Source organism: Polynucleobacter acidiphobus (assembly GCF_003065385.1).
Lineage (GTDB): Bacteria > Pseudomonadota > Gammaproteobacteria > Burkholderiales > Burkholderiaceae > Polynucleobacter > Polynucleobacter acidiphobus.
Window position 1 is genome coordinate 1,344,224 of record NZ_CP023277.1, and the last position, 26,465, is coordinate 1,370,688.

The following is a 26,465-nucleotide window of genomic DNA, read 5'->3' on the forward strand; positions in this document are numbered from 1 at the left end:
GTGTATGTATGAATTATACCTGAATCAGAAAAATCACTGAGAAATCAGAAACTTTCACCCGGATTGCGGGGCTTGCGAGGGCCCTTAAACGGCTTACCCTTATTGGGCCGCCGCTGACCCCCAGCAGCATTACCCGATGGGGTACTAAAGCCGCTGGCGTGATGAACCTTTTGACCCTTCGAGCGGGGTGAGCCCGATTTGCCCCCTTTGGAGTGCGATGGTTTTTGTCCAAAGCCGCCGCGACCTCCGCCACCATTTGCACCTCGACCCTGACCAGGTAAATGCGATACCCCATGTCCATGATGAGTGGCAAGCGTGAGTGCCTCCTTGGATCCCCAATACGACACCGAAGTTTGCATCGGATCAGGCTGAAAGTTTGGATCGCTCGCTGGGTCCATGCGGGACGATCGACCCTGAGGCTGGCCTTTTTCTTTAGCCATATTCTGTGGCAACTTCAGACCAGCCATGCGCATCAGTTGCGCCACGCTCTCCATCGGCACTTCTTCCCACTTTCCGCGACGCAAACGCGGTGGCAGCATAAAAATGCCGTAACGGGTTCGAATCAGACGCGACACCACATGGCCGGTTGCCTCAAACATGCGACGCACTTCACGATTACGTCCTTCGGTCAATGCAACCGAGTACCAACGATTGGCGCCATCACCACCGCCTTGACTCAAGCGCAAGAAACGCGCCTGTCCATCATCAAGGGTAATGCCCGTTTTTAATTGTTCGGCAGACTCAGCCGATAACTCACCCAAAATACGCACCGCGTATTCACGCTCAACTCCATAGCGCGGATGCATTAAGCGATTGGCGAGTTCTCCTGAGGTGGTAAAGAGCAATAGTCCCTCGGTGTTGAAATCCAAACGGCCTACAGCAATCCAGCGGCCTTGGCGAGGTTTTGGTAAGCGATCAAACACGCTGGGGCGTCCTTCGGGGTCAGCCTGACTCACAATTTCTCCAGCGGGTTTGTGATAGAGAATCACACGAGGAGGCTTCGTCGGGATCTTTCGATGCACGACCTTACCATTGATGCGAACAATATCGCTCGGGCCAACGCGCTGCCCAATGTGGGCTGGCATGCTATTCACTGAAACACGACCTTGAATAATCAGATCTTCCATCTCGCGACGCGATCCCATGCCTGCATCAGCCAAGACCTTGTGAAGCTTAACCGTATCTTCATCATCCGCATCGTCGTCCAAGCCATCGAGATCAGACCAGACTTCATCACGCAAACTCAGGGGTAACTCATCAACGCTCGCAAATTGCAAACGCTCAAGATCACTTAAGGACTCGGGCTCCTCAGATTCCTCCTCACCCGTCTTACCGGCGCGCCGCTCAACACCAGCCTCATGCGATATCTCTCTCGGATCATCACGAACGGGCTCTACAGGCTCAGGGGCTTCGAGAGCAGCATCAAACTCACCGGAGACCACAGCTGCAAATAAGGCCTCGGTCTCGGCGATTAGCTCAGGAGAGGCTGCTGCAGGTGCCTTTGGATTTTCATTCGAGGATCCTCCTGAATGACGCTTATTTTTATTGAACTTGCCTGGACGGGATTTGTTATTGAATTTATTAAACCGCCTCGGGCCTCGGTCTTTGCGTTGCTCACCGCCCTCATCGCGCGAGGTGGAACCATCGGCAGTATCTGAGCTCATGCCAACTTGGGAAGAATCGTTTTCAGGACTTGTCATTCTCTGAACTCTCATTGGACGACTCAATCGGAATGACGGTCTCCACCGTGGCATCGGCATCAAACTCAATCACGGCTTGTCCTAATGCTTCTGCGGATATGGAGCCATCCTCGAGCATTGGTAAGCTTTGCAAATCTTTTAGACCCAAATCGTCTAAAAATTGTTTGGTGGTGGCATAAAGACCGGGTCGACCAATCGTCTCCTTGTGACCAACCACTTCCACCCAGCCACGATCCTCCAACTGACGCATCACATTGCTACTCACAACCACGCCCCGCACTTCTTCAATCTCTCCACGCGTCACAGGCTGACGATAGGCGATGATCGCTAAGGTCTCAAGCACTGCCCGTGAATACTTAGGCGGCTTTTCTGGGGTGAGACGATCCAAATACTCGCGCATTTGAAGACGGCTTTGGAAACGCCAGCCGGTTGCAATACTGACAAGCTCCATTCCTTTGTCTTGCCACTCTTTCTGAATCTCCAACAAAATAGTTTGCAGGTCTGCATTAGCCAAAGGCGGATCCACAAAGAGTCGGCTTAGCTCATTCACCGTTAATGGTTCTTGGGCGCAAATTAAGGCGGTCTCTATGACCCGCTTGTAGTGATCGTTATCCATATGTTGTATCAAACAGCTAGGCTGTTTAGAGGCTTATTCACAATCGTCAAAAAAGGTTGGGGTGTTTATGGACTGCGCCGGCATCACTCACAGCAATTCTTATTATGGGAAAAGGCCAGCCATCCAAGGAGGTCAAGTCGCTTGCGAAGCAATCTACACCTATTACTCCATTATAGGGTAGGGTCAATACAATAGCCAAATGTCCTTATTTTCTCCAAATCGTCGCGTGTTTTTGCAAGGCTTAGGTCTTGCTGGAATTGCCACCCTACCTGCCTGCGGCTTGTTTCGTGAGAGTCCCAAACCCCCGGTCATTGCACTGGTTCTTGGCTCCGGCGCTGCCCGGGGCTTTGCGCATATTGGAGTGATCAAGGCCCTTGAGGCCCAAGGGATTCGTCCTAATCTGGTGGTGGGAGCAAGCGCTGGCAGTGTGATTGCCGCTTTGTATGCCTCTGGTTATAGCGGTCTCGAACTCAATCGGATTGGGCTCAATTTGGATGAGGCGGCTCTTGCGGACTGGGCCTACCCCTTTGCTGGCCGCTTTGGTGGATTAATCAAAGGTGATGCATTGCAAAGCATGGTGAATCGCGAGGTCCAGAATAAAACCATCGAACAAATGACCATGCCCCTCGGAATTGTTGCTACGGAATTACAAACTGGCAACGGTGTTCTCTTTCGTCGAGGTGATACCGGTTTGGCAGTGCGCGCATCCTGCGCTGTGCCCGGGGTCTTTCAGCCCGCACTGATTCAAGGACGTGAATACGTCGACGGCGGATTGGTCGCTCCCGTGCCAGTTCGTTATGCACATGAGATGGGCGCCACTTTTGTAATTGCCGTCAATATCTCTTCCGATGCGAGCGCATTTAACGCCACAGGCACCCTTGGTTTATTGCAACAGACCATCAGCATCATGCAGCACAGTATCAATCAATATGAGCTAGCAAAGGCAGATGTTGTGATTACACCTCAACTCAAGCAGATGGGAAGTGCTGACTTTAGAGCACGCAACGCCGCTATTCTCGCTGGCGAGCTTGCTGCTCAAGAAAAAGTGGGTGAGATTAAAGAAAAGCTTCGGGGATTGAAATAGGATCAAAGCTTACGTGGTTGAGCACGTAACTTTTTTGCTTCCTGAATTAAGGCATTGCGCTCGGCATTACTTAGCTCATCAGTGCCATCTAAACGTCTAGCGCCATCAAAGCGCTTGTCCCAATAAGCACTTGCCAAGTCATCAACCCGAACCACCGAACCCTTGGATGGGGAGTGAATGAATTTGTTATCGCCCACATAAATGCCGACGTGCGAGAAGGTCAAGCGCATCGTATTGAAGAACACTAAATCACCGGGCTCTAACTCTTCCCGAGAAATGGGCTTACCCACCTTACTCATTTGCGAGGATTTGGGTGGGAGTAAAAAACCCAATTTATCTCTGAACACAAATCGCACAAAACCACTTGCATCTAAACCGGATTGTGGCAGATCGCCATTCCAGCGATATCGCACCCCAATTAATTGCATCGCTTCATTAATCAGCGCTTCGGTTTTGGTGGACACTGAATCGACTACTTGATGGGTAAAGCGAGCAAAGTAAGAAGAATTGCCCTCAATCCGAACCTCTGGTTTTGGGGCCTCTTTGGCTGCTGTATCTGCAGCAGTATTAGCACTGACGATCGATGCAAGTCCAACCAAAACCATGGCAGTTAGGAATTGAAAAGGTAAACGGATCATGTGCTTACGAATAGGCATGAAAGGATTCTAGCAAAGCCTTGGCAAAAGTGGAAGTGACTAAAGCCTCAATATAAATCAGTAACTAATTGTTTTATATGGATTTTTATTTCTAAGTTAGTTCAGCTGCCTTAAATAAGGCCTTGGTGTAAGGCTCTTTGGGGTCGCGAACCATTGCTTCGGTCTCACCATACTCGACCACTTCCCCAGAGCGCAAAACCATGAGTTCATGCGACATTGCTCGGATCACCGCGAGATCATGACTAATGATGAGATAGGCTAGGTTGTACTTCTTTTGCAGTTCACTGAGTAACTTTAAGACCTGTTTTTGGATCGAAACATCCAAGGCCGAAGTGGGTTCGTCGAGCACCAAAATTTGCGGCTTCAGAATCAGTGCGCGCGCAATCGCAATCCGTTGGCGCTGCCCACCTGAAAACTCATGAGGATAGCGCTGGAGGGTGGAGCGATCCAAACCAACCTCGCGCAGAATCTCTACCACTCGGGTCTCGCGTTCGCCCTGCGACAAATGCGGTTGATGGACATCCAAACCTTCCGACACAATCTGAAAAATGGTCATGCGTGGCGATAAAGAACCAAAGGGATCCTGAAAAATAACCTGCAAATGGGCGCGCATCGCACGACGCTCAATCGGAGTCAAGGATGGCCATGATTGATCCAAGACGCAGACACTACCCTCCACCTTGGCAGTTGTCTCCCCGAGTAATCCCAAGATAGCCATCGCTAAGGTTGTTTTCCCAGAACCAGACTCCCCAATCACACCGATCGTTTGCCCTTGTTTGAGTTGCAGACTTAAGGGCTTGAGTACCTCATGGCGCTTAGCCTTAGTAAACCAATCCCGCCAGCGCAAGCCGCCATTGGCAAAATTGGATTGCGGGTACGAAACACTCAATTGATGAGCGGTTAATAAGACTGGCGCCAATGGCACGACAGGTAGTAGCTCACGCTCAGGCTGACTGTTCACCAATTGCTCGGTATACGGATTGGTGGGGCGTGAGAAAACCTCATGGGTTGATCCAGCCTCCACTAAGCATCCCTGATTTAAAACCCCTACCCGGTTTGCAAAATGCTTCACTAAGTTAAGGTCATGCGTGATTAAGAGAATCGCCATGCCAGCCCGCTCTTTCGCCTCTTCTTGCAGATCGCGCAGTAAATCCAAAATCTGAAGACGCAAACTCACGTCCAAAGCAGTGGTTGGCTCATCGGCAATCAACAAACGTGGTTTACAAGCCAACGCCATCGCAATCATGGCGCGTTGACGCTGCCCGCCGGATAACTGATGGGGGTAGGCATAAAAACGCTCTTCTGGCTGCGGGATCCCGGTTTTCTTCAGAAGCGCGATAGCAGTCTGCCGGCATTCCCCCAAAGGCATTAAGGGCTCGTGCACCTGAACTGCTTCAACAATTTGATTGCCAATCGTAAACAAGGGATTGAGTGCGGTCATTGGCTCCTGAAAGATCATCGCAATCTCACGCCCACGAATCTCACGAATACGCTCAATCGATAGGTCCAATAGATTTTCTTCTTTGCCATCCTCGCGTTGCCAGAGAATGCGGCCCTGCAAACGAGCGCCTTCTGGAGTGAGTCTCAAAGGCGCCAGTGCCGAGAGTGTTTTTCCGGAACCGGATTCACCAACTAAAGCAATCCGCTCACCCGGTGCAATACTCAGATCGAGCTCACGAACGGCATACTTCTCTCGCCGTCCAGCGCCAAAAGAAATCGAGAGTTGCTCATAGCGCAATAAGCTCATGCGCGCGCCCCCGTTAACGGATTACTCTTGCGAGAATCAAATGCATCTCGCAATGCCTCGCCCATAAATGTCAATAAGAGCAAGGTACCTCCGAGCACAACGAAGGTCGATACGGAAATCCACCAAGCATCTAGGTTTGCCTTACCCTGGGACAGCAACTCACCCAGACTAGGCGTTCCAGGCGGCACCCCCAATCCCAAGAAATCCAAACTTGTAAGCGACAGAATCGCCGCACTCATCCGAAACGGTAAAAAAGTAATAACGGGGGTTAAGCTGTTTGGCAAGATATGACGCCGCATAATCTGGGCATTCGTAAGCCCCAAGGCTTTGGCCGCACGCACATACTCAAGAGCGCGGTTACGAAAGAACTCGGCACGCACGTAGTCGGACAAACCCATCCACCCAAATGCAGCTAACAAAATAATCAATAGGAGAACGCTAGGGTTAAAGATTGAAGCAAAAATAATCAGTAGATACAACTCGGGCATCGCTGACCAAATCTCAATGATGCGCTGGGTGATTAAGTCGAAGCGTCCTCCAAAAAATCCCATCAGTGCGCCAGTAATCACTCCAATCACCACACCCACCACAGTCAACGCAATACCAAACAGAATCGATAAACGAAATCCATAAATGAGACGCGCCAATACATCACGCCCCCGATCATCAGTACCTAACCAGTTCTCCACGGAGGGTGCTGCAGGATTAGGCTCTTTGGCAAAGTAATTGAGGGTCTCAAAACTATAGGGAATGAGGGGATAAATGGCCCAGTTCGAACCATCGGTAATGTTCTTTTTGATATCCGGATCGAGATAATCGGTGCGCGTTGCGAAGTCGCCACCAAAGACGGTCTCTGGATAATTTTTGACTAATGGGAAATAGAACTTACCCTCGTAGCGAACCACTAAAGGTTTGTCGTTCGCGATCAACTCCGCGCACAAACTCAAACCAAAGAGGATTGCGAATATCCACAAGCTGACATAGCCTAAGCGATTCGCTTTGAAGCGCAGCCATTTGCTCACGATCCACCTCCAGAACCAAATTGGATGCGGGGATCTACCAGCACATAGCAAAGATCGGAAATTAATTTGGTCACGAGGCCAATCAAGGTAAACAAATAAAGCGTACCAAACACCACGGGGTAGTCTCTGCGCATCACCGCTTCATAGGAAAGCAACCCTAGGCCATCTAAAGAAAATAAGGTCTCAATTAAGAGTGAGCCAGCAAAGAAGGCACCAATAAATGCCGCAGGAAATCCAGTAATCAGCGGAATTAAGGCGTTCCGAAAGACATGTTTCCACAGCACCTTGTTCTCACTCACCCCTTTTGCTCGAGCGGTCAATACGTACTGCTTACGAATCTCTTCTAAAAAAGAGTTTTTTGTGAGCATTGTGATCACTGCAAAGCTGCCCAGCACGGATGCGGTGATGGGTAAAACCAAATGCCACAGATAATCCAACACTTTGCCAATCAGACTCAGTTCACTCCAGTTATCGGAAGTTAAACCGCGCAGCGGAAAGATTTGCAGAAAACTCCCTCCGCCAAAGAGCACCAAGAGCAATACCCCCAGGACAAATCCCGGGATCGCATAGCCCACCAAAATCATCGTGCTGGTGACGCGATCAAAGCGCGTGCCGTCGCGAACTGCTTTAGCAATCCCCAGAGGAATCGATACCAAATAACTAATAAAGAAAGTCCAAAGACCAATGCTGATCGAGACAGGTAGCTTTGAGATCACCAAATCCCAAACGCTTTTGTGTTGGTAATAACTCTGCCCCAAATCAAACTGGGCAAAGCGTTTGAGCATCATGAAGTAGCGCTCAAGCGGTGGTTTATCAAACCCATATAAGGCTTTGACTTGCTCAAGCCGCTCTGCATCCACCCCTTGACGCCCACGATACGTCACACCACCTCCCGAGGACTCGCCACCGACCGCTGCATCGCCCTTACCCTTAAGTTCGAGCATCAACTGCTCCACAGGCCCACCAGGAACAAATTGCACCACTGCAAAGGTCAGAGTTAGAACCCCAAGCAAGGTGGGGATCATGAGCAAGACCCGTTTGATGATGTAGATCAGAATCTCGGAGTTCATTTGCGCGCCTCCTTTAACCACCAGGTTGACAAAATCCATGATTCGGCGGAGTAATACAAAGGCGGATTGGGGTAGCCCATTTCTTTACGGTATGCAATCCGATGAGTTGGGCTATACCAGTGCGGCACTACATAGTAGCTGTTCCACAGCACGCGATCGAGTGAACGCGTTGCGGCTTGCAACTGCTCCCTAGTTTCAGCGCGCACAATCGCATCAATTAGTGCATCGACGACCGGTGATTGCACGCCAATCACATTGTCTGAACCTCTCTCTTTAGCTGCCGCACTTCCATAGCGATCGTAGAGTTCATTCCCAGGGCTTTGGGTGTCGGGAAAGCGGATGGTGGTCATATCAAAATCATAGTCATCCATGCGTTTTTGATGAAGCGCAAAGTCGCTGGTGCGGATATCCACCTTGATCCCTAACTTCTCAAGATTACGCACATAGGCGGTCAGAATCCTCAAAAAGAAGGGGCCATCTTCGACGATTTCAAACCGGAATACCTCCCCTTTTGCGTTACGGAGTGCGCCATCGCGATAGGTCCACCCGGCTTCAGCGAGCAACTCTTTTGCCTTGCGAAGATTGCTGCGCAAACTACTGGGCGGTGCAGTGCTTGGTGCTGGTGGCATTGCCCCAAACACCGCCTCGGGTACAAATTGAGGGTACTTCGCCTGTAAGGGCTTGAGGAGTTTGAGTTCAGCGGCAGTGGGTACAGTCTCACCCTCGTAATTAGCACTCAAATCACTGTTCTGAAAATAACTTTCAATCCGACTGTATTGATCGTAGAACAGTTGACGATTGAGCCATTCGAAATCCAATGCATATCCAAGGGCTTTACGAACTCGTACATCCTGAAAAATAGGACGGCGCAAGTTCATCGCAAAACCTTGCATGCCAGCGCCGTTGTGATTGGGAAACGCTTTTTTAATCAGAGTGCCATTATTAAATTTTGGGCCAACATAACTCTTTGCCCAATTTTTTGCGCGGTACTCGACGAGCGCATCAAACTCACCGGCCTTAAATGCCTCTAAACGCACTGCATCATCGCTGTAGAGTTTGTAGACAATCCGATCAAAGTTAAAGAATCCCACCCGCACATTGACCTTATTGCCCCAGTAGTTGGGGTTGCGCTTGTAGATCATGGATTTGCCTGCGCGATACGACTCAATCACGTAAGGTCCACTACCGATTGGATGCTCAAAGGTAATCTTGTCAAAGGGAGTATGACTGCCATCGGCTTTCTTGCCCCAGTTCTTGGAGAAAACAGGTATGCCGCCGACCATCAACGGTAACTCGCTGTTGCGGGTCTTAAAGTCAAACCGAATTACGCGCTCCGATACCACCACTGCCTGTTTCACATCGGCATAAATAGTGCGGTACTGCGGATTAGCAAGCTTGCTCATGAGCGTATCAAAACTGTGTTTGACATCGTCCGCCAAAATCGGGCTACCATCGGAGAACTGCGCCTCGGGTCTTAGGCGAAAGGTTACCGACATCTGGTCTGGTGCCACCTTAATATCTTCAGCGATTAAGCCGTACACACTCGATACCTCATCTGCGCTACTCACCGCCAAGGACTCAAACATCAAAGCGCCGATGCCCGGAGCGGTCACGCCCCGTAAGGTGAAGGGGTTGAACTTATCAAAACTGGTGCGGCGATCAGGATTGGGTAGCGTGAGCGTCCCACCGCGTGGCGCATTCGGATTGACATAGTCAAAATGGGCAAAACCATCGGCATATTTAGGTTTGCCATATTGCGCGATACCCTGTGCAGCTTCGACTCCGAGCGGGAAAATAAGCATCGAGCACAGAAGTGTGATCGCCAAGGACCGCCAATATGCCCCAAATTGGCTTGGTAATGATCGCAGAGGGAATTGGCTTAGCATATGCAACAATTGTAGATAGCAAATCAATTTTGAAGTAAAGGACTCATCATGGCTTATTTAAGCGGTAAACGCATCCTCATTACCGGACTCCTCTCCAACCGCTCAATCGCCTACGGCATTGCCAAGGCCTGCCACCGCGAGGGCGCGGAACTTGCATTTACTTATGTGGGTGAACGCTTTAAAGACCGCATCACAGAATTTGCTAAAGAATTCAACAGCTCACTCATTTTTGACTGCGATGTGGGTAGCGATGAGCAGATCCATGCCCTGTTTGAAGAGCTCGGCAAATCCTGGCCGCAATTTGACGGCTTTGTCCATTCAATTGGATTTGCGCCCCGCGAGGCAATTGCTGGAGATTTTCTAGAGGGTTTAAGTCGGGAAGCATTCAAGATTGCGCACGATATCTCAGCGTATAGCTTTCCAGCGATGGCAAAAGAAGCACTGCCCATGCTAAGTCCCAATGCCGCCCTGCTGACCTTGACCTATTTAGGATCAATGCGTAATGTCCCCAACTACAACACCATGGGACTAGCCAAAGCATCCCTCGAGGCTTCGGTTCGCTATTTAGCAGGCTCACTGGGACCCAAAGGTATTCGGGTCAATGGTATCTCGGCCGGTCCGATTAAAACTCTAGCTGCTTCTGGTATTAAAGGCTTTGGAAAAATTCTGGATGCAGTTGAAAAAACCGCTCCTCTGCGACGCAATGTGACAGTGGATGATGTCGGTAATGCCGCCTCATTCTTGCTATCCGATTTAGCCAGCGGTATCACCGCTGAGATTATTTATGTCGATAACGGCTTTAGCCAAGTCGTTGGTGGTATGGACGAGGTTTAGAAATCACTTCCTCGGATCAAACCCAACCACAAATCCCGCTACGAGAGGCATTAGCGTACTGGCTCAAACTCGGGTTTATTAGTTTTGGCGGACCGACCGCTCAGATTGCCATGATGCATGATGAGTTGGTTGAGAAAAAACGCTGGATCTCCGAACGTCGCTTTTTACATGCTCTTAATTACTGCATGCTGCTACCTGGCCCAGAGGCTCAGCAATTAGCCACCTACTTAGGCTGGCTGATGCATCGAACCTGGGGTGGCATCCTGGCGGGCACCTTATTTATTTTGCCCTCGCTCTTGATTCTGATTGCACTCTCATGGATTTATCTGGAGTTTGGTCAAACCCCTTTGATTGCTGCGCTGTTTGAAGGAATTAAGCCGGCGGTGACCGCGATTGTGATCGTGGCGGTTATCCGAATTGCAAAACGCAGTATTCGTCACGCGATACTGGCTTGGCTTGCGCTTCTATCCTTTATCGCCATATTTGTTTTCAATGTTCCGTTTCCGCTAATTATTGTGAGCGCCGGATTGATTGGATTTTGGTTAGGTCAGCGCCGGCCTGCCCTTTTTGCACAACAGGCCCATACGCCATCGCATCACGCAGACTCTGCGAACAAAGCGCTTATCGATGATCACACCCCAACGCCAGAGCATGCTCGCCATGATGCAAGCCGTCTTTATCGGCAACTGAGCCTTGGGGTTTTGTTATGGCTCATCCCGATCGTGGCTTTGACTCTGATTGAGGGCTGGAAATCGCTCTATCCGCAGATCGCTTGGTTTTTTACCAAAGCAGCATTCCTAACCTTTGGGGGCGCGTATGCAGTTTTACCTTACGTCTTTCAGGGCGCTGTCGAGCATTACCAATGGTTAACTGCCCCACAAATGATGGACGGCTTGGCCTTGGGGGAGACCAAACCAGGACCGCTCATTATGGTGGTTGCCTTTGTAGGTTTTCTGGCCGGATTTGGCAATGACACGGTCTTGGGTGGCATCGGATTTTGGGGTGGCGCACTCGGTGCATTCGTAGCAACGTGGTTTACTTTTTTACCTTCCTTCCTATTTATTTTTCTGGGTGCCCCTTTAATTGAATCAACCCACGATAATTTACGGTTTACCGCACCACTCACTGCGATCAGCGCAGCAGTGGTTGGTGTGATTGCCAACCTGGGGGTGTTCTTTGCGTATCAGGTATTTTTCCCAAAAGGCTTCTCAGGTGGCTTATCGGTATTTGCACTTCTCATTTGTTTAGGATCCTTAGTTCTCATGCTTCGATTCCAGTGGGGTGTGATTCGTACCTTGGGTCTGGCCGGACTTTTGGGCATTCTGTTTGCAACCAATGGTGGGCTGTTTTCCTAAGGTTTGATCAATAAGCTTTGTGCCAAACTTGGCATAATGACGTCATGAGAATCGACGAAGCCACACTATCCCACCTCCAAGAGTGGATTGGTAAATCCGAGCGTTATCCAGATCAAGTGACCTCTGCACCTTACCGCGCTCTTTCCGCAACCCTCGACCGCAATGATCCCGAGCCAAAACCGGGGATCTTCCTCCCAGAGCTATGGCACTGGTTGTATTTCTTGCCACATCCCCAACAGTCCGAAATTGGTCCGGATGGTCATGCCAAGCGCGGAGGCTTCTTGCCACCTGTACCGCTGCCACGTCGCATGTGGGCCGGCGGTCGACTGCGTTGGGTGAGTGAACTGCAAATTGGTGATGCGATCGAACGTGTTTCCACGATTAAGTCGGTCACTCACAAATCAGGACGAACTGGTGATTTGCTGTTTGTCTTGGTTGAACATCAAATCTTCAATCAAAAAGGGCTTGCACTAACCGAAGAGCATGACATTGTGTATCGTGCAGCCCCAAGTCCCGATGAGAAACCCCCGGCTCCAACACCCGCTCCCCGCGATGCGCAATGGACCAAGGTGATTAATCCCGATCCAGTTCTACTGTTTCGCTACTCCGCACTCACTTTTAATGGACACCGTATTCATTACGACCGCAGTTACGTCACCCAAGAGGAAGGTTACCCAGGGTTGATCGTGCACGGTCCCTTGATCGCCACACTCTTAGTGGATCTGGTTAGAGAACATCACCCTGGCAGAAAGCTGCAATCCTTTGAGTTTAGAGCGATTCGTCCAACCTTTGATATCCATCCCATGAAAGTGAATGCCGCATTAGACCTGGATGATCCAAGCGGTCAAACCTTGCGGGTCTGGGCAGAAGATCATGAAGGCTGGCTAACCATGCAAGCCAAAGCAGTATTGAGTCCATGACGATGGGTATTCATTACTCTGCTGAGCTTGCGCGCTTTGCAAGCCAATTGCAATTTGAGGATATTCCCGAGGATGTCATTGCACGGGCGGAAGATTTATTGGTGGATTGGTTTGCCTCCGCCATTGGTGGCAAAGGTGCAAAACCGGTTGAGATCATCACGCAATTTGCCCAATCGATGGGCCCAGTGTCACAACCCGCGATTGCTGGATCCGCAGAAATCATTGTGTCGCGCTCCTTGTCGAGTCCATTTCTGGCGTGCTTAACCAATGCTGCGGCATCGCACGTGGTTGAACAAGATGATGTTCATAATGGCTCGGTCTTTCATCCGGGAACCATCGTATTTCCAGCAGCATTAGCGCTTGCCCAAGCTAAACAACTGAGTGGCCGCGAGTTCTTAACCGCTGCAGTGGTTGGCTACGAGGTCGGTATTCGTGTTGGTGAGTTCTTAGGTCGCTCCCACTATAAGATTTTTCATACCACGGGGACCGCGGGTACCTTAGCGGCTGCCGCAACTGTTGGTCGTTTACTCAAATTGAGTCCGGAGCAAATGCTGCATGCCTTTGGTTCGGCTGGTACGCAATCGGCTGGTCTTTGGGAGTTCTTGCGTGATGCCGCGGATTCCAAACAACTGCATACTGCGCACGCCAGCGCCACCGGCCTGATGTCTGCCTACTTGGCACAAGCCGGATTTACTGGCGCTCAGAAAATACTCGAGGGCGTTCAAGGTCTTGCGGCAGGTACATCGACCGATGCTAACCCTGAAAAATTAATTGATCGACTGGGCTCGCGTTGGTGTTTAGCCGAGACCTCGTTCAAATATCACGCCTCGTGTCGCCACACTCATCCTGCAGCAGATGCCTTATTACAAGTGATTCAGAAACACGCTGTGAAGATGGATGAGATTGACCGTATTGAGACTCTGGTACATCAAGGTGCCATCGATGTTCTTGGGCCCGCTAGTGATGCGACGACCTTGCACCAATCTAAGTTCTCGATGGGCACAGTTCTTGCACTGGTCTGTAAGTTTCAATTTGCTGGTCTTGATGAGTTCGCCAAACACTTTAATGATCCCGAGATTTGCGCACTTCGAAATCGGGTGAGTATGATTTTGGATCCCGAGGTTGATCAAGCTTATCCACAGCGCTGGATTGGTAAGGTCAAGGTCTACCTTAAAAATGGTCGTATTTATGAAGGTCGCGTCGATGAGCCCAAAGGTGATCCGGGTAATACACTATCGCGAGCTGAAATCGAAGAGAAAGCCCTACGATTAGCCGCGTTTAGTGGTGGTGCCACTGAACCTGAAATGCGCAAAGTCATTGCATTGCTATTTGATATTCGTCGGGCAAGTGCTGTCCCGTTTATCTTTTCTAAATAAGGATTGCTGCCATGAACCTCCCCCACTTACCACTAAGTGATGCATGTTGCTTCTTGTTTGTTCCAGCAAATCAACCCGAGCGTTATGGCAAAGCATTCGCCAGTGGGGCACAAGGCGTCATTATTGATTTAGAGGATGCCGTTGGTCTAGATGACAAACCCAAGGCACGCGAACTACTCAAACAACATTGGTCATCGATTTCAGACCTTGATAAACAGCGGCTGGTGGTCCGCTGTAATGCACCGGGCTCGCCGTTTTATGCAGCGGATTTGATATTACTCAAAGAGTTGCAAGTGCCATGCCTCATGATCCCCAAAACAGAGACGCGCGATCATATCAATGGCGCTGCCGAAGAGCTCCCCAATACTGCATTCATTCCGATGATCGAGACCCCGCTTGGCCTGCATCATTTAAATGAAATCGCAAGTTCGCAACAGGTCTTGCGGCTTGCGCTGGGCAACTTTGATATGCAAGTTGAGCTTGGGATTAGCTGCGATGAGAATGAAACAGAATTGGATACCGCCAGATTCATGATGACCCTGGCGTCAAAATTAGCGCAGATAGCCCCACCCATCGATGGGGTTACCCCTGCAGTGGATGATGAAGTGAAAATTTTTGCACATGCACAAAAAGCCAAGCGCTTTGGCTTTGGTGCTAAGTTATGCATTCATCCAAAGCAAATACCCCTTGTGAAACAAGCGTTTACTCCCACCCCCCAGGAGATCGACTGGGCCCAACGGGTGATTGCCGCAGATCAGGCCTCTGGGGGGCAAGCCGCCAAAGTGGATGGGAAGATGATCGATCGGCCCGTTGTCATGCTGGCCCGCCGTATCCTTAGCTTGGCTGGTAATCCCTAGGTTTATCGCCACAAAACCATGGCAAAATGGCGTTTGCTTTATCCCTAACGGAGACTTTTGAATGAACTTGAAAAAACCTTTGAATGCATTACTTGCTGCAGTGATGGGCGCCGGCCTGTTATTGACCGGCACTGCAAACGCACAAAAATACCCTGATAAGCCAATTAGCCTAGTGGTCCCATTTGCAGCTGGTGGTCCAACCGATACGATTGCTCGCCTACTAGCAACCCAAATGAGTAAATCCTTGGGACAATCCGTGGTCGTTGAAAACGTTCCCGGAGCAGGTGGTACTGTTGCTTCTGCGAAAGTTGCCAAATCCAAACCCGATGGTTATACGATTTACATCCATCACATGGGCATGGCTACCGCTCAAGCTTTATATGACAAGCTTCCCTATGATCCCCTCAAAGATTTTGAGTACATCGGTCAAGTGGCTGATGTGCCAATGGTACTTTTAGGTAGCAAAAACTTCCCACCTAATAACTTCAAAGAACTTGAGGCATACATTCGTGCCAATAAAGACAAGGTAACAATGGCCAATGCAGGTCCAGGCGCCGTGTCCCAACTGTGCGGATTGATTTTTCAGAGCCGTTTAGGTGTGCGTGTGACAACCGTTCCTTACAAAGGTACTGGTCCAGCATTGACCGACTTAGTTGGCGGTCAGGTTAACATTCTGTGCGACCAAACCACCCAAACCATTCCATTCATCAAAGACGGTAAGGTGAAGGTCTATGGCGTAACCACTCCCAAGCGTCTTTCTGCTCTCCCCAATGTTCCAACCTTGGATGAGCAAGGCATGAAAGGCTTTGATGTGAAGGTATGGCATGGTATTTATGCTCCGCTTGGCACACCAAAACCCGTTCTCGAGAAACTCAATGCTGCCCTCAAGAAAGCGTTGACCGATCCTGATCTGAAGGCTCGTTTGGATTCCTCGAACATTGATATCGTTCCCGTTGCTAAGCAAAATGGTGAGGCGCTCAAATCTCACTTGGATGCCGAGATCAACCGTTGGGGTCCAATCATTCGTAAAGCCAACATTCCTGATTAATTCGTTGCGCTTTCAATGATTCCAAGGCCGGTGCAAACCGGCCTTTTTATTTGGGCATTAGCCAAACATCCGACCGCGTTTGCGACGTGCCATCAAACTTGCATCAATGCCCCATCCATCTCCATCATCCGCTTGAGGTCTTCCCCAAATCATCCATCGAATACTCAGTCCAATTGCCCAGGCTGCAAGAAATGGATCCAAGAGGTAGTCCCATAAATTAATCGATTCATGCCAGTGAATGGACCAGGCAATCACGGCAATTGATAACATCAGGGCTTCCCAAGAGCGCTTGGCAAAGAAATAAATTACAGCGACTAGCAAAACAGTTCCCGCGAAAACGCTGGAGTGATAACCCCAAGCATAGGGATCAAAAAAGGTCAGCCCCAAAGCAAAGGGATAAAACAGGATAGCGACTACAGCAATGAGTATCGGAGTAATGCTCGCGATTCGAAACACACTCCATCCGCTCCATGTAAATACGATCAGCAATAGACTCAAAATACTCAAATCACCGGTCACGCCGCGAATGTAGGCGGCAAACGGTAAGTTCCAGGGGGCGCCGATTCCAGCAAATGGGGCTAATAAAACAAGTGATGCAATGATGACAAAGAACAATCCCGCAAGTAATCCGTGAGCCCTATTGAACATGGCGCGAACTAGATGCAAGCAAACAATACTTGTCACAAGACTGATCTCAATGAGCGGCAGTTGATGAATCAAGGTGGACAAGGTCATGGGGTCTGATCCGTTTCTGCTTTTACATGCTGAAGATACGACTGTAAATTACCAGCATCCCAAAGAATTGACTTGATTCGCTTGCGATTCCAGGTATAGACCAGTAAGACTTGACCTTGTTGATTCAAACTCATGTACGGATAAGAAAACTCTTCCTTGGGATTGGTGGTTGAGGCCGTCTCATCCTCAAGTACGGAAATCGTCTTCCAGGGCGAGTAATTATTCTTTGCTGGCTGGCTGCTATCGACTTGAGTCTGTCCAGGCCATGACGCTGCGAGGACTAAGCGATGACGTCCATGTTCCAAATCATTAAAGACCATTAAACGGGTTCGATCCGATAGCTCCACTCCAGTGATGGCTGCATTGGGATTGGGTAGACCTAAATCAGGCGCCAACTCCCAGCGTTCACCAGCGCTCGTGGTATAGCTCACTGGAATTTGCTTGGCGCCTGTGCCGCGGGCTTGACGAAAATAAGCACTAGCATGCTTGGCATCATCGATGAAGACAATTGGCTGCAAAGTGCCGCGACCCGAGGTCATCCGTCGTTTATCGAGCATCTGACCAGTCGGATCCAGTCGCAATAACTCACCGTATTTACCGATCCACTCGTGATAGACCGGCATTCCCATGGTACCGTCCACAAATAAAAATCCGGAACCCTTTACTAAAGTGCTGAGGTTAAGTAAGGGTGTGGTGATAAGTCGTTTTGGTCCAGTCCAAGTCAATCCATCATCATCCGAATGCATCACGCTGATGGAGCTCCCGGCCCAACCGCCGATCGATACTGCCACCACATAAAGCTGTAATTGCCCATTGATATTGCGCATGGGCACAGGGTTACCAAGCTTAGCAATGTAACGTCCAAGGCTTGCTTGCGCACCCTCTCGATCCAGGACTACACTCGGCGGACCCCATTGCTTCATTGTTGAATCCCAGACCGCACTCTGAATCACCACATCGGCCGCACCCTCACGCGAACCAGCAAACCAAAACGCCCTCCAGTTTCCATCTTTTAACGGAATCACGCTCGCCGCATGGACTGACGGCCTTGTGGTATCAGGTAACCACTCCGACAATCCCTGCAATGTCGGTGGATTAACGATGGGCTTCGTTTTAGACGAAGTTGGAATACTTGAGAGGGTTGGTTCGGTAGTGGATTGCTCAACTGGAACCTGAAAATCAGCCCAAGCCGGGTGATCGTCCAACTGAAAATACGCCATTGCGATCGCAACCACTAAGAATACAAATGCCAATACTCGCATCATCGGCATGCATCTTTCTCTGCGGCGCTATCTTTACCGATATTGAATGGGGCAAATACGATGTACTCTTTCACAAAGAGATTGTCGCTCACTTGACCCAATAGCATCGCCTTAATCTCATCAGACGAGTGTCGAGCGCGCATCTCAAGGCGCTCACCGATCACCTCGCAATCGGGACAAGGAACAAACTTGGCATTCACCGGGGCCTGAACTGCAAAATAGGCATAGCGATTAGCTAACTGGGTGAGATTTTTAGCCTCACTTGCGGGATAGCCCTTGATTTCAGCGCCTGGAATCAAAAAGCGGTACTCCTCATCCTTGGCCCGAAAGTCGCAAGGGAACCATACCGTTTTACCTTGGAGTGCGGCAATGGTTTTGGTATCGAACCGCCCTGCCGCGCCATCGAGTGGCATGATACTGCTACTTAAACTCAGCATGGTCAGAAAACAAGCCAGTAATGTCGCTGTCTTGGTAAAGCGGGTCTGAACTAGCCCAGCTAGAACGATGCCGATTGCACCAATCAGTAAGAACCAATGCCATATGGGATAGGACCAAAGATGGATGTTCCAGGAGAGCCATGCCAAAGCCACCAAGACAATGCCCTGTAATAGCAAGCCAATCCATAAGGTCCAGCGATTGAGTTGTTGCCAATGCATGGCTAGTAAGATCGCAATCGCTGGCATGATCGGTAGTAGATATCGACCCGAACGCTGACTTGGAAGAGAAAAGATGATGAAGAACACCGCGATCCAAATCCATAGCAACTTCTCTTCAGTGCTCATTGTCTTGCGATTACGGATTGCCAGATAAAAGAGGTTGAATACCGCGAATGTTAAAAATCCAGCATTGGCTACTCCGGTCACAAAGAGCATGCCCACGCCATCTCCGCCCCAGACGAAGTCCTTCAGATAACTCGTATTTCTGGCTGCAAACTTACCTGCATTCTCACCAATCACGAATTCATTCCAGATCGCTCGTGGGTCCGGATCAAGCACAAACCATAGGGCAAATAAGCCTAATGCAATCAGGCCAATCGAGATCACCTTAGGGAGATCACGCCGGATACATTCCATCACCCGACGATCACGCCATTGCCAGTACCACAGGGTTAATACGAGGCAGGCAGGAACGATGTAGGCCGCCGACTTATAGAGTAATGCGCAACCAAAGGCAAACCCCGCCATTAGAGGAAATACAAATTTAGAGTCAGTGAGTCGTTTGCCAACAATCAGCAACAGAAAAAATGGGAGGGAGAGCCAAAAGATCTCCGGGGGCTCGGCTAAGTATGGGCGCCCATAGCGATAGGTATTAAAAAAGGCAAGCCAAATAATCCCGGCCAACATCCCAGTTAATCCATTTTTACTAATCGCTATTGCGCAGAGCCCAATTAGGATGGCAGTAAGTGCGGTGTAGACCAAACTTGGCCAGCGCAGACTAAAAAGTGACCATGCATTACCATGATCGGTTGATAACATCCCCTGCCAGAATAACAATGGCGGCTTAGTATTTTTAATACCGACCATGTCAGACTGCAGCGGTAACCATGCATCGGCTGCATTGGTCATGCGAACAATATGGGTATAAGGATATTCATCGCCATTCTTGGGGGCAAAGCGACTATCGACCCCATAAAGATAAGTAATGCAAGCTAGAACGAGCCCAAACAGAATGGATGGAATTGAAATGGGCGCTTGCATAGCCGATAGTTTATTAGCCTACCGTTTGGTACTACTTAGTTCCAGAATGTATTTGCATAAAACCTAGGGAAAACCTTAATCCCAGAGCATGTTCTGGGTTATATCATTATGACTATTAAGTATTAGATATATGAGACATTTCCCAAAACATTGCCTATCAATCATTTAATATCACTAAAGCTTTTTTGTTGTTCGCATTAAAACCAATGGAGATTATCAAAATGCACTTTCCATCTGCACATAAGCTCAAAGTCATGGGGCTTAGCATCGGTACCGTAGGTCTACTATCCTTTAGTAGCTTGGCGGTGAGCCAAACCAGTCCGGCTAATATCAATCAGCTCTCTTTGGCTGCTACATGCGCCAATTGCCACGGCACTAATGGAGTTGGTGTTCCAAATGCGGGCATGCCACAAATTAATCATTTAACGCCCGATGCGATGTTTACTCAACTGAAGGCCTTTAAGAGCGGCGCCAGAACTGGCACCATCATGCATCAGTTAGCCAAAGGCTATACCGATGAGCAACTCCAAACCATTTCCAACGTGCTTGGCAAAAAATAATTGAGGATAAAAAATGGATCGTCGTCACTTTCTAGGTGTTAGTTCAGCTGCTTCTCTCGGTGTATTAGCCGGTTGTGCAAGCAGTCCTCCTGTCAATATCAGCAAAGCCAATGTAGTCGTGGTTGGGGGTGGCTATGGTGGAGCAACAGCCGCTAAGTATGTGCGGATGTTCTCAAACAATACCGCCCAAGTTACCTTAATTGAACCTAATCCAGAATTTATTTCTTGCCCGATGTCTAACTTAGTGGTCGGTGGCTACACCACCATCGCTAACATCTCAACACCCTATGACAACTTGACCAAGCGTCACGGCATTAAGGTTGTGAAGGATATGGTGGCCTCCATTGATCCGAAGCAAAAGACGATTCGCCTTGCCTCCGGCGGCTCAATGAAGTATGACAAGCTTATCCTGTCACCTGGTATTGGTCTGATGATGGATACCATCAAAGGCTTAGATAAGGCTAACCAAGAAGGGGTTACGGTCCAAGCATGGAAAGCGGGTGCTGAAACCGTCTTGCTTCGCAAGCAACTCGAGTCCATGAAAGATGGTGGCGTCTACGCAATTTCCATCCCAATGGCACCCTATCGCTGCCCTCCTGGACCTTATGAGCGGGCCTGCCAAGTCGCTAGTTACTTTAAGCAATTTAAGCCCAAGTCCAAGGTATTAATCTTGGATGCCAATGATGATGTGACCTCCAAAGGTGGTCTATTTAAGAAAGCCTGGGCATCGATGTACCCCGGCATGATTGAATACCGTCCCAAGCATAATGTGGTTGCAATTGATGCCAAGACCAAAACACTGAAGTTTGATGTCCAAGATGATGTGAAGGCTGATGTTCTAAACGTTCTGCCCCTCATGCGTGCTGGTGATATAGCGGTGAAGACCGGTATTGCCAACGCGAATGCCCGTTGGGTCAATGTGAACTACATCAACTTTGAATCTACTGCTGCCAAAGACATTCATGTTCTTGGTGACTCGATTCAGATTGCACCACTAATGCCTAAATCAGGTCATATGGCGAACTCGCATGCGAAGGTTGCTGCAGCAGCTGTGGTTGCCGAGCTCGGTGGCTTTGAGATCAATCAAGCTCCTGTCCTTACCAATACTTGCTACAGCTTTGTTAGTTCCGATGAAGTGGTTCACGTTGCCAGTGTGCATCAGTACGATGCTAAGGATAAGACCTTCAAGACTGTTCCTGGTTCTGGTGGTCTATCGTCCGAACCCACCAAACTTGAGGGTGTTTATGCCTGGGGTTGGGCTCGTAATATTTGGGCGGATAGCTTGGGTTAATAAGGGCCCTGCCCTGAGAAAAGCCAAGCAGAGCGCTTGGCTTTTTTATTAGCCCCGACCGAATGGACCGTTCAATTGAATCGTGGTCCAGTTAAGAAGCATTGCGACCGAGACCCATGCCAAGTATGGCAACACTAAGAGACTTGATATGGGTGAGTATGAGCGGGTAGCGAGCACAATCGCCAATACAGAAAGCCATAGCCCAACCGCTTCAATCAAAGCCCAATCTGGTCGTTGCATCCGAAAATAAAGCACGCTCCAAATGAAATTAAATAAGCCATTCACAATGAAGAGAATGACCAGCATCCGGATGGTTTCTTGATTAGGGGCGCGATGGTACGCCATCACAAAAGCGATGCCCGCAAGAATAAAGATGGTCGACCACATGGGACCAAATACCCAATCGGGTGGTTTCCAAGCAGGCTGCTGCAAACTTTTATACCACTCACCGATATCGGTAGCCCATGCCCCAGCCAATGCGAGCACTAAACCCCAAACAACAGCAAAAATGATCGGCTTATAGTGTGTAAACCACTCCGCACTCATACCTTAGCCATACCCAAAAGGTGGGCCATATCTTTAAAGAAGATTTTGATGTGGGCCATGGGGTCTTTGCGGACTAATTTCTTGTGCATATACGACTCAAAGGTTAAACGTTGAACGTCTTTATCTTCGCACATTTTGACAAAACGCTCACGCCGCTTATCGCTACCATACCAAAAACGTTGCATGATCCCAAGAACCAAAAAGACCGTACCGTGCTCTTTCATGAAACGTTTCCTCGCCTGAGCCAAAGCCTTAACATTTCCCGTTACCAACAACTCATGCACTGAGTCTGCGGCTAGGCGACCACCGACCATAGCGTAATAGATCCCCTCACCGGATGCGGGAGCAACGACTCCGGCAGCATCGCCAGCCAAAATCACATCCCGATTGTTATCCCATTTTTTTAGAGGCTTCATGGGTAAGGGCGCACCCTCGTGACGGAGTAGCTCGGTATTTTCAAGATTAGTTAATTTCTTGAGTTGGCCCACAGCTCCGCGCAATGAGAACCCTTTATCCGCACTGCCGGTACCAATACTCATGGTATTGCCATGGGGAAAGATCCAACCATAGAAGTCAGGGGATAGCGTTCCTTGATAAAACACATCGCAACGCGATCCGTCATAACCTTGAGGAGGCGCCTCAGGTACCCGAACAATCTCATGGTAGGCAAACACATAGTCCACATCTTTAGCCCCAGGGATAGCTTGACGCCCTACTCCTGATTTTGCGCCATCGGCACCAATAATTGCCTTCGCTCGGACTGCGCCGGTCTTCTCCGGCTCCGATCGATTGGCTGAGTGAATTCGGTAGTGAACAATTGCGGTGCCATCGGTATCGCGAGTAATCTTCTCAAAAATACCAGTACGACGCGTGGCACCATCATTGGCTGCTCGGACTCGAAGCCACTCATCGAATTGATCACGATCGACCATTCCGACAAAGCCGCCCTCAATGGGAATATCCACTTGATTATTTTTGGGGGAGATCATTCGTGCTGAACGGGCTTTAGCCACCAATAACTCATCAGGAATCTCAAAGTCTTTGATCAGGCGCGGGGGAATTGCACCACCACAAGGTTTGATACGCCCTGCACGATCAAGCAATAAGACGGTATGTCCCATTTTGGCAAGATCGCCTGCGGCAGTGGCCCCTGCGGGCCCGCCACCAACGACCACTGCATCAAAGGTTTCTAGGGTACTCATGATGATCCTCCATGGGAAATAAGCTGACGAGGGATTGATGATTCCATCGACTGGGATTTAGTAATTCGTTCAATCGGTCGGATATAAAAGGACAGGATTGCAGCAGCCATAAATAAAATGGCTTCAATGAAGAACACACTCGCGTAGGCGGTCACTGGGTCACCTAATAAATAACGCGCAAGATCACTTGCTCCAGTTCCCAAAATACCACCCAAACCAAAAGCAATTGCTTGCGCCGCACCCCAAACACCCATTCGTACACCTTCGCGACGCTCCTTGCCCATACCAGCAAATTGCATCATGGAGCCAATCGCGGCGATTGAAAACGCGCCATTCGATACGCCCAAGATAAATACCGTACTAAAAAATGGCCAACCAGGGCCCACTAATCCAGACATCACCAAACTCAACATAGCGAGCGATGAGGCAATACAACCTCCGACCGTCCACATCCGCAAGGACGATAAATTAGGATTCTTACTTCTGCTCGTAACAAATCCGCACAAAAGCATCCCGCAAAGTACGCCTGCATGCTGAAGGCCCGAAAGGCTCGTCGTTTCTCCAGGCGTTAGACCAAACGCAGTACCTGCAAATGGCTCTAAGATTAAATCTTGCGAGCTATACGCCAACATCGAGATAAAAACGAATACGGTAAAGCGCCGCACCCGCGACTCTTGCCACACCTCAGCCAAGGCCTCTTTAAAGCGCAGTTTGGGTTCATTGGCATTTTGTGCTGCTTGTGCCAACGATTTAGGCTCAAGCCCATGCAGAGCAATGAAGCTGACGACCAAGGCTAAACACGACACGCCAAGTGAGACCATGATGAGGCGTTCAAATGAAAATGGGTCGAGTAGTTTTCCGCTAATTCCTGCGGTCATGGCAAAGCCAAAGATCATCATGAGCCAAACACAACTTGCAGCAGCAGCCTTACGTTTCTCATCCACACGTTTTGCTAGGAGTACCAGTAAGGCGGTACCGCTTGCGCTGACTCCCAAGCCAATCATCATGAAGGCAATGAAAGCGAGGCTAATACCCCAACTGACATCACGACTCATTAGGGCTACAGCACTTGCGGCTAATACTCCACCACTAGCCAGAATCACCATCCCGCCCTGAATCCAAGGCGTAGAGCGACCACTGCGATCGGAGCCAAAACCCATACGGGGTCGGATAAATTGCACCAGATAATGCATCGCGACCAGTAATCCAGGTAATAAGGCAGGAAGCGCAAGCTCAATCACCATCACTCGGTTCAAGACCGATGTGGTCAGAACCACCACCGCACCCAAGGAGGCTTGCACTAGACCTAAGCGAGCGATTCCGAACCAATTGAGAGTGGTCATATTTGACGTCATCTTATCGCCCCACCGCAAAGGCGCTGATCATCATGCCACTCACAAATAATGGGACACCAAAACCGCTTAGGAATAAAGCGCGCTTCACAGGATCCCCCAAGAAATACTTCATCATGAGCAATTGCGCAATGATTAAGACCAGAATCGCCAATGCATGAAATGAGCTGCCATGCCAGTACAAGAATCCAACCACTAAATATTGCGGGATGATCATCATCAAGCAGGCATTCCACGCTGCTCCGTTAATACCTAATTGCACGGGCAATGAACGCACGCCCATTTGGCGATCACCCTCGATGGCCTTGAAGTCATTTAAGGTCATGATGCCGTGCGCACCAATGCTATAAAGCAAGGCCAAGGTAATTGATGCGGCTGAAGGAAATACATCCCCCAACATCACTGCGGAACCAGTAAACCACGCAAGGCCTTCGTACGACAATCCGCATGCTGCATTCCCCCACCAACCATTTTGTTTAAGGCGTAACGGTGGCGCGCTATATGCCCAGGCTAAGAATAGACCAATCAAGGTGGCAACAAATGCCCAAGGACTAATCCACCAACCCACCAGAAGTGATAAACCGGTCCAAAGAATGGCAATGTATAGACCCCAACGTCCAGGCATACGTCCCGATGGAATCGGGCGATTGGGCTCATTAATCGCATCCACATGTCGATCAAACCAATCATTGATCGCCTGGCTAGTGGCACATACCATCGGGCCAGCCAGTAGTACACCGGCGAGTAAGATCTGCCAACGGTCTGTAATTGCCACACCGGTTGCAATCACTCCGCAGGCAAATGCCCACATCGGTGGAAACCACGTAATGGGCTTTAGTAACTCCAGAATTGCGAACGGAGTTGGCCAAGACCGTTGAGAAGTTTGGTTTAAGACCGAAGTCCCCATTTCCATAATCCGTCGGTTGAAAATGGTAAGACCATCATGATGTGTTCCAGGATGGCAAGCGAGAGTAAGGTCGCCAAAATGGTCGAAGATGCAATTTGATACGGGCTCGCATTAATGGCAAATGCGTGTTGCCAAAGAGGCAATACCACCAAACATGCCAAGAGGATCGATATCGGTAATAAAGGGTTCATGGCCCGCTTAGTAAAGTAGCTATGCATGTATTGCAGATGCACCGGCAAGAACTTCTCATTCAGATTTAATACACCTAAAAACACATTGAGCTTAGCGCTTTGCCGCATCGCCCAGAGGATGAGAAAGGTCCATAAACCCACTAAATTACTACCACCCCACGTGGCAATTGCTACCGCAACCCCCAGAACGATCAGAGCCAACTCGTGATGCGAGATGGTCTGAAACGCATAAATGGCCTTGCGTATACCTTTGCAATCGGGCGGGCATGGGGTGCGCCTAGAGCCAGTGACATACCCTAATAAGAATCCAATCTCTTGCCAAGCCCAAACCAATAAAGCGCAAGTAAATCCGCAATATGCTCCAGCCACTGTATTGAGATTGGCACTGGTCTTTAGACCAACTAAGGCAAACAGCAAAACCATACCGCTCATCCAAAAGGTTGCCTGATGGGTCGAACGCGGACGCTGATTGAGTAACAAAATGATTCCGGTGCCAAACCACCACAAGAAGATGGTGTAGAGCATTGGAAAGAGAAAGCTACTCACGCTCA

24 protein-coding genes are annotated in these 26,465 nt (G+C 49.5%); 9 read left to right on the forward strand and 15 right to left on the reverse strand.

Going from position 1 to position 26,465, the window contains the following annotated elements:
* Positions 1 to 44: 44 nt before the first annotated feature.
* Together AOC32_RS07120 and scpB are read right to left on the reverse strand one after the other, a co-directional pair.
* Positions 45 to 1,664 (reverse strand): pseudouridine synthase, encoded by a 1,620-nt coding sequence (locus AOC32_RS07120; protein ID WP_234409721.1) that lies wholly within the window; start codon positions 1,662 to 1,664, stop codon positions 45 to 47.
* A 22-nt stretch (positions 1,665 to 1,686) separates the two neighbouring features.
* Positions 1,687 to 2,316: an SMC-Scp complex subunit ScpB gene (gene scpB / locus AOC32_RS07125; protein WP_108508798.1), complete on the reverse strand. Its 630-nt coding sequence runs from the start codon at positions 2,314 to 2,316 to the stop codon at positions 1,687 to 1,689.
* A gap of 199 nt (positions 2,317 to 2,515) precedes the next feature.
* Between scpB and AOC32_RS07130 the strand changes: the two genes are divergently transcribed.
* On the forward strand, positions 2,516 to 3,400 hold the full coding sequence (locus AOC32_RS07130) for a patatin-like phospholipase family protein (RefSeq protein WP_108508799.1): 885 nt from the start codon (positions 2,516 to 2,518) through the stop codon (positions 3,398 to 3,400).
* Between the two features lie 2 nt (positions 3,401 to 3,402).
* Here AOC32_RS07130 and AOC32_RS07135 read toward each other — a convergent pair whose 3' ends face one another.
* From AOC32_RS07135 to AOC32_RS07155, 5 genes are all read right to left on the reverse strand, one after another.
* Positions 3,403 to 4,056: a C40 family peptidase gene (locus AOC32_RS07135; protein ID WP_234409722.1), complete on the reverse strand. Its 654-nt coding sequence runs from the start codon at positions 4,054 to 4,056 to the stop codon at positions 3,403 to 3,405.
* A gap of 91 nt (positions 4,057 to 4,147) precedes the next feature.
* Positions 4,148 to 5,803, reverse strand: a complete 1,656-nt coding sequence (locus AOC32_RS07140) for an ABC transporter ATP-binding protein (protein WP_108508800.1) — start codon at positions 5,801 to 5,803, stop codon at positions 4,148 to 4,150.
* Complete coding sequence (locus AOC32_RS07145; protein ID WP_108508801.1) at positions 5,800 to 6,825, reverse strand: ABC transporter permease; 1,026 nt, start codon at positions 6,823 to 6,825, stop codon at positions 5,800 to 5,802. Before AOC32_RS07145 ends, AOC32_RS07140 begins: the two co-directional genes overlap by 4 nt.
* Complete coding sequence (locus tag AOC32_RS07150) at positions 6,822 to 7,883, reverse strand: microcin C ABC transporter permease YejB (RefSeq protein ID WP_199908557.1); 1,062 nt, start codon at positions 7,881 to 7,883, stop codon at positions 6,822 to 6,824. The genes AOC32_RS07145 and AOC32_RS07150 overlap by 4 nt, the downstream gene beginning before the upstream one ends.
* An 8-nt stretch (positions 7,884 to 7,891) precedes the next feature.
* On the reverse strand, positions 7,892 to 9,697 hold the full coding sequence (locus AOC32_RS07155) for an extracellular solute-binding protein (RefSeq protein ID WP_108508803.1): 1,806 nt from the start codon (positions 9,695 to 9,697) through the stop codon (positions 7,892 to 7,894).
* Between the two features lie 132 nt (positions 9,698 to 9,829).
* On the opposite strand from AOC32_RS07155, the gene fabI reads away from it, so the two are divergent.
* The 6 genes from fabI (at position 9,830) to AOC32_RS07185 (ending at position 16,171) form a co-directional block, all read left to right on the forward strand.
* Entirely contained in the window at positions 9,830 to 10,615 is a 786-nt protein-coding gene (fabI, locus tag AOC32_RS07160) for an enoyl-ACP reductase FabI (protein WP_108508804.1), read from the forward strand.
* A 2-nt stretch (positions 10,616 to 10,617) separates the two neighbouring features.
* Positions 10,618 to 11,970, forward strand: coding sequence for a chromate efflux transporter (gene chrA / locus AOC32_RS07165; protein ID WP_108508805.1), 1,353 nt, complete (start codon positions 10,618 to 10,620; stop codon positions 11,968 to 11,970).
* A 44-nt stretch (positions 11,971 to 12,014) separates the two neighbouring features.
* Positions 12,015 to 12,890, forward strand: coding sequence for an FAS1-like dehydratase domain-containing protein (locus AOC32_RS07170; protein WP_108508806.1), 876 nt, complete (start codon positions 12,015 to 12,017; stop codon positions 12,888 to 12,890).
* Positions 12,887 to 14,266, forward strand: a complete 1,380-nt coding sequence (locus AOC32_RS07175) for an MmgE/PrpD family protein (protein ID WP_108508807.1) — start codon at positions 12,887 to 12,889, stop codon at positions 14,264 to 14,266. The genes AOC32_RS07170 and AOC32_RS07175 overlap by 4 nt, the downstream gene beginning before the upstream one ends.
* An 11-nt stretch (positions 14,267 to 14,277) precedes the next feature.
* Complete coding sequence (locus tag AOC32_RS07180) at positions 14,278 to 15,123, forward strand: HpcH/HpaI aldolase/citrate lyase family protein (RefSeq protein ID WP_108508808.1); 846 nt, start codon at positions 14,278 to 14,280, stop codon at positions 15,121 to 15,123.
* A gap of 61 nt (positions 15,124 to 15,184) precedes the next feature.
* A complete protein-coding gene (locus AOC32_RS07185) occupies positions 15,185 to 16,171 on the forward strand; it encodes a Bug family tripartite tricarboxylate transporter substrate binding protein (protein ID WP_108508809.1) in 987 nt (328 codons plus the stop codon).
* A gap of 57 nt (positions 16,172 to 16,228) precedes the next feature.
* Here the strand turns inward: AOC32_RS07185 and AOC32_RS07190 are convergent, their stop codons facing one another.
* Genes AOC32_RS07190 through AOC32_RS07200 form a run of 3 tightly spaced genes read right to left on the reverse strand, consistent with a single transcriptional unit; the run spans position 16,229 to position 19,865 of the window.
* Positions 16,229 to 16,906 carry a hypothetical protein gene (locus AOC32_RS07190; RefSeq protein ID WP_108508810.1) on the reverse strand — a complete coding sequence of 226 codons (678 nt, stop codon included), beginning with the start codon at positions 16,904 to 16,906 and terminating at the stop codon, positions 16,229 to 16,231.
* Positions 16,903 to 18,177 (reverse strand): exo-alpha-sialidase, encoded by a 1,275-nt coding sequence (locus AOC32_RS07195; protein ID WP_199908495.1) that lies wholly within the window; start codon positions 18,175 to 18,177, stop codon positions 16,903 to 16,905. The genes AOC32_RS07190 and AOC32_RS07195 overlap by 4 nt, the downstream gene beginning before the upstream one ends.
* Positions 18,168 to 19,865, reverse strand: coding sequence for an ArnT family glycosyltransferase (locus AOC32_RS07200; protein ID WP_108508812.1), 1,698 nt, complete (start codon positions 19,863 to 19,865; stop codon positions 18,168 to 18,170). The genes AOC32_RS07195 and AOC32_RS07200 overlap by 10 nt, the downstream gene beginning before the upstream one ends.
* Positions 19,866 to 20,086: 221 nt before the next feature.
* On the opposite strand from AOC32_RS07200, the gene AOC32_RS07205 reads away from it, so the two are divergent.
* Together AOC32_RS07205 and AOC32_RS07210 are read left to right on the forward strand one after the other, a co-directional pair.
* Complete coding sequence (locus AOC32_RS07205) at positions 20,087 to 20,425, forward strand: c-type cytochrome (protein ID WP_234409724.1); 339 nt, start codon at positions 20,087 to 20,089, stop codon at positions 20,423 to 20,425.
* Between the two features lie 13 nt (positions 20,426 to 20,438).
* The gene (locus AOC32_RS07210) at positions 20,439 to 21,716 is read left to right on the forward strand and encodes an NAD(P)/FAD-dependent oxidoreductase (RefSeq protein WP_108508813.1); all 1,278 of its coding nucleotides are present in this window, start codon (positions 20,439 to 20,441) and stop codon (positions 21,714 to 21,716) included.
* Positions 21,717 to 21,764: 48 nt separating this feature from the next.
* Here the strand turns inward: AOC32_RS07210 and AOC32_RS07215 are convergent, their stop codons facing one another.
* The 5 genes from AOC32_RS07215 to puhE are packed head-to-tail and all read right to left on the reverse strand — an operon-like array spanning position 21,765 to position 26,460.
* Complete coding sequence (locus AOC32_RS07215) at positions 21,765 to 22,262, reverse strand: TspO/MBR family protein (protein WP_108508814.1); 498 nt, start codon at positions 22,260 to 22,262, stop codon at positions 21,765 to 21,767.
* On the reverse strand, positions 22,259 to 23,464 hold the full coding sequence (locus AOC32_RS07220) for a geranylgeranyl diphosphate reductase (protein WP_108508815.1): 1,206 nt from the start codon (positions 23,462 to 23,464) through the stop codon (positions 22,259 to 22,261). The genes AOC32_RS07215 and AOC32_RS07220 overlap by 4 nt, the downstream gene beginning before the upstream one ends.
* Positions 23,461 to 24,819 carry a BCD family MFS transporter gene (locus tag AOC32_RS07225; RefSeq protein ID WP_108508816.1) on the reverse strand — a complete coding sequence of 453 codons (1,359 nt, stop codon included), beginning with the start codon at positions 24,817 to 24,819 and terminating at the stop codon, positions 23,461 to 23,463. Before AOC32_RS07225 ends, AOC32_RS07220 begins: the two co-directional genes overlap by 4 nt.
* 1 nt (position 24,820) lies before the next feature.
* Positions 24,821 to 25,729, reverse strand: coding sequence for a chlorophyll synthase ChlG (chlG, locus tag AOC32_RS07230; protein WP_234409725.1), 909 nt, complete (start codon positions 25,727 to 25,729; stop codon positions 24,821 to 24,823).
* Complete coding sequence (gene puhE / locus AOC32_RS07235) at positions 25,705 to 26,460, reverse strand: putative photosynthetic complex assembly protein PuhE (RefSeq protein ID WP_159074918.1); 756 nt, start codon at positions 26,458 to 26,460, stop codon at positions 25,705 to 25,707. Before puhE ends, chlG begins: the two co-directional genes overlap by 25 nt.
* Positions 26,461 to 26,465 lie beyond the last annotated feature (5 nt).

Excerpts from the sequence above, each read along its gene's own strand:
- AOC32_RS07120 (WP_234409721.1), bottom strand. The coding sequence starts at position 1,664 with ATGAGCTCAGATACTGCCGATGGTTCCACCTCGCGCGATGAGGGCGGT.
- scpB (WP_108508798.1), bottom strand. The coding sequence starts at position 2,316 with ATGGATAACGATCACTACAAGCGGGTCATAGAGACCGCCTTAATTTGC.
- AOC32_RS07130 (WP_108508799.1), top strand. The coding sequence starts at position 2,516 with ATGTCCTTATTTTCTCCAAATCGTCGCGTGTTTTTGCAAGGCTTAGGT.
- AOC32_RS07135 (WP_234409722.1), bottom strand. The coding sequence starts at position 4,056 with ATGCCTATTCGTAAGCACATGATCCGTTTACCTTTTCAATTCCTAACT.
- AOC32_RS07140 (WP_108508800.1), bottom strand. The coding sequence starts at position 5,803 with ATGAGCTTATTGCGCTATGAGCAACTCTCGATTTCTTTTGGCGCTGGA.
- AOC32_RS07155 (WP_108508803.1), bottom strand. The coding sequence starts at position 9,697 with ATGCTTATTTTCCCGCTCGGAGTCGAAGCTGCACAGGGTATCGCGCAA.
- fabI (WP_108508804.1), top strand. The coding sequence starts at position 9,830 with ATGGCTTATTTAAGCGGTAAACGCATCCTCATTACCGGACTCCTCTCC.
- AOC32_RS07170 (WP_108508806.1), top strand. The coding sequence starts at position 12,015 with ATGAGAATCGACGAAGCCACACTATCCCACCTCCAAGAGTGGATTGGT.
- AOC32_RS07175 (WP_108508807.1), top strand. The coding sequence starts at position 12,887 with ATGACGATGGGTATTCATTACTCTGCTGAGCTTGCGCGCTTTGCAAGC.
- AOC32_RS07180 (WP_108508808.1), top strand. The coding sequence starts at position 14,278 with ATGAACCTCCCCCACTTACCACTAAGTGATGCATGTTGCTTCTTGTTT.
- AOC32_RS07185 (WP_108508809.1), top strand. The coding sequence starts at position 15,185 with ATGAACTTGAAAAAACCTTTGAATGCATTACTTGCTGCAGTGATGGGC.
- AOC32_RS07190 (WP_108508810.1), bottom strand. The coding sequence starts at position 16,906 with ATGACCTTGTCCACCTTGATTCATCAACTGCCGCTCATTGAGATCAGT.
- AOC32_RS07195 (WP_199908495.1), bottom strand. The coding sequence starts at position 18,177 with ATGCCGATGATGCGAGTATTGGCATTTGTATTCTTAGTGGTTGCGATC.
- AOC32_RS07200 (WP_108508812.1), bottom strand. The coding sequence starts at position 19,865 with ATGCAAGCGCCCATTTCAATTCCATCCATTCTGTTTGGGCTCGTTCTA.
- AOC32_RS07205 (WP_234409724.1), top strand. The coding sequence starts at position 20,087 with ATGCACTTTCCATCTGCACATAAGCTCAAAGTCATGGGGCTTAGCATC.
- AOC32_RS07210 (WP_108508813.1), top strand. The coding sequence starts at position 20,439 with ATGGATCGTCGTCACTTTCTAGGTGTTAGTTCAGCTGCTTCTCTCGGT.
- AOC32_RS07215 (WP_108508814.1), bottom strand. The coding sequence starts at position 22,262 with ATGAGTGCGGAGTGGTTTACACACTATAAGCCGATCATTTTTGCTGTT.
- AOC32_RS07220 (WP_108508815.1), bottom strand. The coding sequence starts at position 23,464 with ATGAGTACCCTAGAAACCTTTGATGCAGTGGTCGTTGGTGGCGGGCCC.
- AOC32_RS07225 (WP_108508816.1), bottom strand. The coding sequence starts at position 24,819 with ATGACGTCAAATATGACCACTCTCAATTGGTTCGGAATCGCTCGCTTA.
- chlG (WP_234409725.1), bottom strand. The coding sequence starts at position 25,729 with ATGGAAATGGGGACTTCGGTCTTAAACCAAACTTCTCAACGGTCTTGG.